Source organism: Capnocytophaga gingivalis ATCC 33624 (genome assembly GCF_000174755.1).
Classification (GTDB): domain Bacteria; phylum Bacteroidota; class Bacteroidia; order Flavobacteriales; family Flavobacteriaceae; genus Capnocytophaga; species Capnocytophaga gingivalis.
Genome location: NZ_ACLQ01000028.1, coordinates 19,337 through 28,465 on the forward strand (window position 1 = coordinate 19,337; position 9,129 = coordinate 28,465).

General features: G+C 40.2%; 8 protein-coding genes. All 8 read right to left on the reverse strand.

The window, feature by feature from the left end:
* Nucleotide 1: 1 nt before the first annotated feature.
* The gene (locus CAPGI0001_RS10495; protein WP_002669736.1) at nt 2-2,113 is read right to left on the reverse strand and encodes a glycoside hydrolase family 97 protein; all 2,112 of its coding nucleotides are present in this window, start codon (nt 2,111-2,113) and stop codon (nt 2-4) included.
* A 65-nt stretch (nt 2,114-2,178) separates the two neighbouring features.
* The gene (locus tag CAPGI0001_RS10500; RefSeq protein WP_002669744.1) at nt 2,179-2,640 is read right to left on the reverse strand and encodes a hypothetical protein; all 462 of its coding nucleotides are present in this window, start codon (nt 2,638-2,640) and stop codon (nt 2,179-2,181) included.
* A gap of 42 nt (nt 2,641-2,682) precedes the next feature.
* On the reverse strand, nt 2,683-3,228 hold the full coding sequence (locus CAPGI0001_RS10505; RefSeq protein WP_002669718.1) for a hypothetical protein: 546 nt from the start codon (nt 3,226-3,228) through the stop codon (nt 2,683-2,685).
* Nucleotides 3,229-3,302: 74 nt separating this feature from the next.
* Nucleotides 3,303-5,048: an ABC transporter ATP-binding protein gene (locus tag CAPGI0001_RS10510; RefSeq protein WP_002669713.1), complete on the reverse strand. Its 1,746-nt coding sequence runs from the start codon at nt 5,046-5,048 to the stop codon at nt 3,303-3,305.
* Between the two features lie 2 nt (nt 5,049-5,050).
* On the reverse strand, nt 5,051-6,526 hold the full coding sequence (gene rpoN, locus CAPGI0001_RS10515; protein WP_002669704.1) for an RNA polymerase factor sigma-54: 1,476 nt from the start codon (nt 6,524-6,526) through the stop codon (nt 5,051-5,053).
* Between the two features lie 24 nt (nt 6,527-6,550).
* Nucleotides 6,551-7,018 carry a hypothetical protein gene (locus tag CAPGI0001_RS10520; RefSeq protein WP_002669750.1) on the reverse strand — a complete coding sequence of 156 codons (468 nt, stop codon included), beginning with the start codon at nt 7,016-7,018 and terminating at the stop codon, nt 6,551-6,553.
* Nucleotides 7,019-7,234: 216 nt separating this feature from the next.
* On the reverse strand, nt 7,235-7,687 hold the full coding sequence (locus CAPGI0001_RS10525) for a DUF2750 domain-containing protein (RefSeq protein WP_002669717.1): 453 nt from the start codon (nt 7,685-7,687) through the stop codon (nt 7,235-7,237).
* A 41-nt stretch (nt 7,688-7,728) separates the two neighbouring features.
* Nucleotides 7,729-9,063: a signal recognition particle protein gene (ffh, locus tag CAPGI0001_RS10530; RefSeq protein ID WP_002669733.1), complete on the reverse strand. Its 1,335-nt coding sequence runs from the start codon at nt 9,061-9,063 to the stop codon at nt 7,729-7,731.
* Between the last annotated feature and the right edge of the window lie 66 nt (nt 9,064-9,129).

Here is a 9,129-nt window from a genome sequence, read left to right on the forward strand (position 1 = left end):
TTTAATAATTGATCATTATTGCATATCCTCCACCACGAGCGGCTTTTAGGGTTAGCTTAGTTTTAGCATTGACTTTTTTCTTAGTGATTGTATAGGCTTTGGCATTGTTTTGGAAGTCAGCCTCAGGAGCATCTGCATAGATCGTAGCCTCATATACATGTCCTTTGTCCAAGAAATCTAAAGAAATTATGGAAGTATGTCCATTCTCATTACTAGTGTTGCCCACAAACCAATTATTACTATGCTTATCCTTACGAGCGATGGTAATATATTGTCCTGGCTCGGCTTCTAAATAAAGACTTTTCTGCCAATCTACAGGTACTTTTTTAATAAACTCGAAAGCATCTAAGAATTTCTCATAGTTTTCAGGAAGATCTGCGGCCATCTGTAAGGGACTATACATGGTTACATATAAGCCTAATTGCTTAGCCAAAGTGCTACTGAGCTTATGAGGGTTCTGAGGATTTACCTTGGAGATATCTGTTTCAAAGATACCAGGAGTATAATCCATAGGGCCTCCTTGCAGACGAGTAAAAGGAAGGATAGTTGTATGGAAAGGCTTTATAGTTTCTAAAGCTTCATACTCTGTACCACGAGCGGATTCGTTGCCTATGAGGTTAGGGTAAGTACGGCATAGCCCTGTAGGACGTATAGCCTCATGAGCATTGACCATTATTTTATGTTTGGCAGCTTCTTTGATGGCATAAAGGTAGTGATTCACTGCCCATTGTCCATAATGGTATTCTCCACGAGGGATGATACTACCTACATAGCCACTTTTTACAGAATTATATCCATAATCATTCATGAGTTGATAGGCTTTTTCCATGTGACGTTCGTAGTTGCGTAAAGAAGCTGAGGTTTCATGGTGCATCATCAGTTTTACCCCTTTACTATGAGCATAGGCATTGAGCCCTTTGAGGTCGAAGTCAGGATACGGAGTCACAAAGTCAAAGACATAATCCTTGGAATTGTCAAACCAATCCTCCCAACCTATATTCCAGCCTTCTACGAGGACTTGGTCAAACCCATGTTGGGAAGCAAAGTCAATATAGCGACGTACTTTCTCATTATTAGCAGCATGGGTGCCATTGGGACAGGCTTTGGTGTAATTCACCTTGTCTAAATCAACAGTAGGGAAGTCATTGGTATAAGCCCAAGAAGACTTACCTGTAATCATTTCCCACCATACCCCTATATATTTAACAGGTTTTATCCAAGAAGTGTCGGAGAGTGCACAAGGGTCATTGAGGTTCAGGATAAGGCGGGAGGCTAAGATCTCACGAGCATCATCACTGACCATTATAGTGCGCCAAGGGGTATGACAGGGCGTGTATAGATGCCCCTTATCTCCCTTAGCATCAGGAGTAAGATGTGATTGGAAGATTAGGTGTTGCTCGTCTAATTTCAGGTTCATACAAGGATAATTCACTAGGGCGGCCTCATGTAGGTTGATATACAAACCATCTTGGCTCTTGAGCATAAGTGATGTCTGCACTCCAGTAGGGGAGAAGGGTGTCTGACATACATTCTTAATCACTGCCTGAGGCATAAAGCTACGTATCTGCGAGAGCTTACTCTGGGTATAGTCATACTCTTGGGTATCGTAATCTCCTGGAATCCACCAGGCGGTATGGTCACCTGTCATGGCAAACTGACTTAGTTCCTCTGCGATCACAAAGTAGGTGAGCTCCTTTTGCTCAGGAAATTCATAGCGGAAACCAACTCCTTCATTGTATACACGAAAGCGTAGATTCATCTTTCTGTGAGTAGTGGTTTGCTCCAAAAAGACACATAACTCATTGTAGTGATTGAGGATATCACTTTCCTCCCCCCATACGGGGCGCCATGTTTCCTTGAAAGTAGTTCTTTTACTATCAACTACCTTAAAATGAGCGTTGAGAGATTCCCCCTTTTTCAAGAGAAAACCTAAAGTGCTTTCCTTGATTACAGATTTGTTCTTATAGCTAATCTTATAAGAAGGAGTACCTTCTTTAGTAAGAGAGAAGGAAAGAACTACTTTTCCATTGGGAGAAGCCAACTCCTGTGCTTTCACAGGAGAAAATGTATAGGCAAATAGCCATACAGACAAAGTTAAAATAAATGATTTCATGTTAGTTTTGAATTTTTCGTTTATCCTATAACCAAGTTTCCTCACTTGGTTGCATTTTTTGCTTTTTACTCTTCATTTTTCACTTCCTTAATTTTCTCTATCTCTTCGTTCGTTACTTTTATCTCTTCGTCTTTAACAGAGATAAAGTACAGACAACTTACAGCCCATCCCAACCAGAAGAGATAGAAACCAAAGTGAAACTTAGCTTTCATCACTTTGTGCATAGTGTGGGAGAAATCCCAATAGGTAGCCCCCGCCCCTAAAATTCCGACAAGGAGCAATATCCAAGCCACTTTTTTAGCAGAGGAAAGACTCATTGCCTTGCGTACTCCATAGAATAGTGCTAAAAGTAGACACTGTACAGCAAAAAGCAATAAGGCAGTCTTCCACCAAGAACGGAATACTAAGAACTGTCGGTACATAGTATGAATACCAATACGTCCCAACAATGACATTTGGGTAATAAGAATACCAGAGACTACCGAAATAAGCCCTTGAAAGAGCAATATAGAGGTGCTTTTTTTCATTTTCTAAGGAAAAAGATTTATAAAATTACTAGGAATAAAGGGTTACTTAGAGAGTGTCCATCCCTCTTTTTCCCGATATTTGGCTTTATACTTCTTCTGAATAAAATCCTGTCCACCTGCTTTTTTGTTAAGAAAGCTAAAAGGAGTTTCTTTTTTCAATAATGTAGCCGTAATGGTAGCTGTTTTCTCTCCTTTTTGTTCTACAGTCACCTCGTCGGAAAGGGTGTACTCAAGGGTTTTCACCTTGGCACGTGTTTCTTTCAGTTCTATGATGTAAGGGAGCGCCTTATCTGTACACTTGATATTGACTACCCACACGCTATCATTGGAGAGCCATTTCTTTTTCATCTTTATTTCTTCCAGAGAAAGATAGTCCTCGTTCTCCAAACGTTTGATTTGTTTAATTTTCTCCCCATCTTTTTGGGTACGCAGCTTCACCTCTCCCAGAGTGATGTAAGCCGTTTCATACAGAGGTTTGCCCTCAAGAGATTCCTCTACCAAGTCCTTAGCTTGAGAGGGAGTAAGCTTGCCATCAGAGCAAGCCGTAAGGCTTAAAAAAGCCACTAAAAGAATAATGTATTTTCTCATTGAACTTTAATTTAGGTGTTAGGAGTTAAGGAGTGAATATGTGAGGAAGACACTTTTTCATTCTTCACTTTCCTTTACTCAACTACTTGGGTATCATAGTAATTTCGATATTGTTCATTCTCTTGGTATAGCTTGGCATGGGTACCTTCACCTATGAGTTGTCCTTGGTCTAAAAATAGGATATAATCAGCATTTCGAGCTACCGATACACGGTGGCTAACAATAATACGAGTGGTTTGCTGGGCTACTTGTGAGAGATTCTGAAGAATCTTTTCCTCCGTATCAGTATCTACCGCTGAGAGACAGTCATCAAAGAGGTATATCTGAGCTTCCTTGAGCAAAGCTCTGGCTATGGATACTCGTTGGCGCTGACCACCACTAAGGGTAATACCTCTCTCTCCCAGTACTGTTTGGTAATTATCCTTAAAATCCATGATATTGTCATGTACTTGTGCCAGCTTGGCCACTTGAATAACTTCGGCTTCACTTGCCTGAGGTTTGCCAAACTTAATATTGTGTGCTATCGTATCCGAGAAAAGGAAACAATCCTGAGGAACGACAGAGATGGACTTTCTCAAATCATTAAGATTCAGCTCTTTAATATTTCTTTCATCTATAAGAATCTGTCCCTGTTCTACATCATACATACGAGTAATTAGCTCTAATATAGTTGATTTTCCAGAGCCTGTACGCCCTATAATAGCGATACTTTTCCCCTTAGGAATATGAAAAGAAATATCCTTAAGTGCTGTCACTTGGGTATCGGGATAAGTGAAAGTGACATGATCAAAACGTATATCTCCAAAAATAGGAGTAGAAGAGAGGCAAGTATTTTCTATATGAGGCTTCTCCTGTAGAAACTCGTTGATACGTCCTTGTGAGGCTTCCGCTTGTTGGACAATATTACTTACCCAACCTACCGTAGCCACTGGCCAAGTAAGCATCATTACATAAATGGTAAACTCGGTAATAACCCCTATAGAATCTATCTCTCCTTTGATATACAAGCGTCCTCCTATGAAAATAACAAAGATGACACTAATACCAATAAGGAAAATCATAATAGGAAAAAACCAAGCTTGTATCCTCAATAGTTGCAAATTCTTCTTACGTCCCTCCCTACTGAGTGCTTTCATACGTTCTTGGGTAGGAGTTTCCAAAGCAAAAGCTTTGATCGTCTGAATCCCAGAAAAAGTCTCCTGAGAGAAAGAAGAAATATCCGATAGAAAGCGCTGTACCTCAAGGGTTTTTACATTGATTTTTCGGCTAATAAAGTATACCAATACTGCTAATATAGGCAAAGGTAACAATGCATAAGAAGCCAAAGTAGGGGAGGTATAGAACATCAGCGGAATACTACATAAAAAGAGAGTAATTGTCTGTACACTATACATCAGTGCCGGGCCAGTATACATACGTACCTTTCCCACATCTTCACTGATGCGGTTCATCAGATCACCAGTGCGATGTTGCTTATAGAACTGCTGAGAGAGTACTTGATATTTCTGATATACCTCATTCTTCATGTCATACTCTATATAACGAGATACATTGATAATAAGCTGTCTCATCCAAAAGGTAAAAAAACCTGAAAGTAGGGTAGCTCCTATGATAACCAAACAATACAATAGGAGATCACTCCCTATACTTTTTTGAGAAGTAGGCGAAGCAAGATAATCCTCTACTGCTTTGATGGCATATTGCACACTTTTGGGCATGACCAAAGAAAAAAGTCGCGCAATAATGGTAATGAGTACCCCCCAGATAAGCTGCTTACGGTATTTATAAAAATATTTGTTTACGTAGGTTAAGTGTTTCATTCTTATAGTTCTTTTCTAAGACGCGCCACTGGTATATCCAATTGTTCTCGGTACTTGGCAATAGTGCGGCGTGCGATGGGGTAGCCCTCCTGCTTGAGTAGCTCCATGAGCTTATCATCGGTGTAGGGCTTGCGCTTATCCTCTCCTTCGATAATAGTTTGGAGAATCTTCTTGACTTCATGGGTAGAGATATCCTCACCTTCGTCATTCTTAATGGCTTCTGAGAAGAAAGCTTTGACAGGCTTGGTACCATAGGGTGTACTGACAAATTTGCTATTAGCCACACGTGATACGGTAGATATATCCATACCTATACTCTCAGCTATATCTTTGAGAATAAGAGGCTTTATCTTAGTCTCATCACCAGTTAGGAAATATTCCTTCTGGTGGAGCATGATGGCATTCATAGTGACCAATAGGGTATTCTGTCGTTGCTTGATAGCATCAATAAACCACTTAGCTGCATCGAGTTTTTGTTTGATAAACTCAACCGCTTCTTTCTGTTTTTGTTTGTCCTTCTCTGCTGAATCCCGATAAGTTTTGAACATCTCAGTATATTCCTGAGAGATATGCAACTGCGGAGTATTACGGCCATTCAGGGATAGTTCCAATTGACCATCATTGACCGTAATAGTAAAGTCAGGTACTATCTGTTCAGAATATTTTCCTCCTTCAGAATAAGAACTCCCCGGCTTGGGATTGAGCTTCTCTATCTCTTGAATAACCTCTTTGAGGTATTCTTCAGAGATATCATATCGCTGAGTGAGCTTATCATAATGCTTCTTACTGAAGAGATCAAAATTTTCTTCAAGAATACGAATTGCCAATTCAGTAATAGCTGTTTGAGGCTTGTGCTTGAGCTGAATAATGAGACATTCCTGCAGGTTACGGGCGCCAATACCTGCGGGTTCCATTTGGAAAATGACTGTCTTGAGTACACGTTCAACCTCCTCTTCTGTAGTATATAAGTTTTGGGTAAAAGCCAAGTCATCAGCTATATCACGCATAGAACGGCGTATATATCCGTTGTCATTGATACTCCCAATAAGGAATTCGGCTATATCATGCTGCCGATCATCCAGACGGAAAGTACTGAGCTGATCTAAGAGGTACTGATGGAAAGAGAGTTCCTCACGATAGGGCTGCCCGTATTCCTCATCAGAATTGTTATAACTATTGGAGTAGAGACGATAATCAGGTATCTCATCATCACTGAGATACTCATCTACATTGATAGCATCTGCCTGTATGATCTGACTATCCTCATAAGCCTCTTGACCTGTGTCAAAAGGATCTTCATAATCTTCTTCTTCGTCCCAATTCTCGTTGTCAGAAGGCTCCAAGGCAGGATTCTCATCTAACTCCTCTTTCACTCGTTGTTCAAAAGCTACAGTAGGGAGCTGTACGAGCTTCATGAGCTGTATCTGTTGTGGGGATAGTTTTTGGGTAAGCTTGAGTTGTAACTGTTGTTTTAACATAATTTGTTTTAAGAAAACGGTAGATTACAAGTACTGTAAACAGATGGTATTGTCCTTACAGTAGTCTATATTGATAGCTATAATCTCGTTTTTATCATTTACGACAATAGGAAAACGCACTAAAAAACGCTTGTATCGGGGCAAATACACATAGAACACTACTCCTTTTTCAGAAGTGAGTATATCTGAAGCCCTATAATTCCCAGTCTCTCGACTGATGAGATCCAAGGCCTCTTCGGAAGAATAGATTACAAAATCATGATTTTGCAACTGATTCTTTAGAACAGAGAATACCTGGCTGAGCTTAGCCATACCTCCTTCTTCGGGAGGTATGATCTTGGAAATCTTGAGCATTGGATATAGTACAGGATAATCTTCCTCGGAGGTATTGATTACAGCCTCTATAAATCGTTGAGCAGAGGCTTTCTGAGCTTCTTGTGCTTGTAGAGCGAAGCAAAACAATATACTGACTAAGGTGAAAAAATTTTTCATATAACAGTACTATTACGATTAATAATGCGCAAGTTACTACTTTTTTTTAAATAAACAAGAAAAAAAGTAAGAATTAACATTCTTAATAAGTAGGCTAAATGTCCTTTTGTTTCCAAGAGCATTCACTCTACAAAAAATCCGATAGGCATCAGGAACACCTATCGGAAAAATCAAATAATTATGAAAAACTTAAATCTTTATGAATAAAGTACTTTTCTATTCTTCTTCTAACTCTTTGATATACTCTTTAATATCTCCAAGGGAGGAGAAACTGTTAAAGGTAAGTTTCACGTCATTAGCTTCGACTTCTTCGATAAGGGAGCTCAAAAGACGCAAAGGTGCTTCTTCATAACCAAACAGAGTACTGTCAAAGTCTATACCAGCTACTATATCTTCCTGAGCCATACCTAAACACCAGTTTTCCATAAATTCAGCTAAAGGAATCTCACTAAGGTGATACCCCTCCCATTCTTCTTGTTTGCAGTTTTCGGCACCTTCTTTGTCTGACCAGAAAGCAAGTACTCCTACTTCTTCATCATCCTCTGTGGTAAACTGAGAGGATATGCAAGAAGCAACATATTCTTTCTCATCCTTAAGACAATAGACAACACCTTTGGCTACTACCTCTCTTACAAAATGATAGTAACTATCTATTAATTCTTGTTGCATTTTTTATTACGTTTTGAATTTTATGTTTCAATTTTTGAATTTTACATTCTTGGCATGGATTGCATCATACGCATCATTTGTTTGGCTCCTCCTCCTTGCATCATTTTCATCATTTTACTCATTTGGTCAAACTGTTTGAGAAGCTGGTTTACCTCACTTATATTACGTCCACTTCCCTTAGCAATACGATTTTTGCGAGAAGTATTGATAATAGCAGGGTTACTACGCTCCTCTGGAGTCATCGAATAGATAATCGCCTCGATATACTTAAAAGCATCATCACTGATATCCAAATCCTTGACAGCCTTACCTACTCCTGGAATCATTCCTAAGAGGTCTTTCATGCTCCCCATTTTCTTAATCTGCTGTATCTGGGAAAGGAAGTCGTCAAAACCAAATTGGTTCTTAGCGATTTTCTTCTGTAGTTTTCGTGCTTGCTCCTCGTCGAACTGTTCTTGAGCTCGCTCTACCAAGGAAACCACGTCACCCATTCCTAAGATACGATCCGCCATACGTGAGGGATAGAAGATGTCAATAGCATCCATTTTCTCCCCAGTACCGACGAACTTGATAGGCTTGTTCACTACTGATTTGATAGAGATGGCGGCCCCTCCACGAGTATCTCCATCAAGCTTGGTAAGCACTACCCCATCGAAGTTCAAGACATCATTGAAGGCTTTAGCTGTATTCACAGCATCCTGTCCGGTCATGGCGTCAACCACGAAGAGTGTTTCCTGAGGAGTTACAGCATGGTGTATGTCCGCAATCTCCTTCATCATTTGCTCATCCACAGCCAAGCGCCCTGCAGTATCTATGATTACCACATTGTAGCCGTTACTTTTGGCATAAGCCAATCCTTTTTGAGCAATATCCACTGGGTTACGGTTCTCCTTTTCTGAGAAAACCTCGACACCGATTTGTTGCCCTACAATATGCAGCTGGTCAATCGCTGCTGGACGATATACGTCACAGGCTACCAACAGAGGTTTTTTATTTTTTTTATTTTTGAGAAAATTGGCTAACTTTCCAGAGAAAGTTGTCTTACCAGACCCCTGTAAGCCCGACATAAGAATCACTGAGGGATTTCCACTGAGGTTTACCCCTGTAGCGTCGCCCCCCATCAGTTCGGTAAGTTCATCATGAACTATTTTGACCATCAACTGTCCAGGCTGTAGGGTAGTGAGTACGTTAGACCCCAAGGCTTTGGCTTTCACCTTGGCTGTGAATTCCTTAGCTATAGCATAGTTCACGTCGGCATCCAAGAGGGCACGGCGTACCTCCTTGAGAGTCTCAGCGACATTGATTTCAGTAATCTGACCATGCCCTTTGAGGACATGTAGCGCTTTCTCTAATTTGTTACTTAAGTTATCAAACATTTTAGTTATTGTTGTAGATACGAATCACCTAATTATGTAAGGGCAATTATTATTCGCCCTTACAGA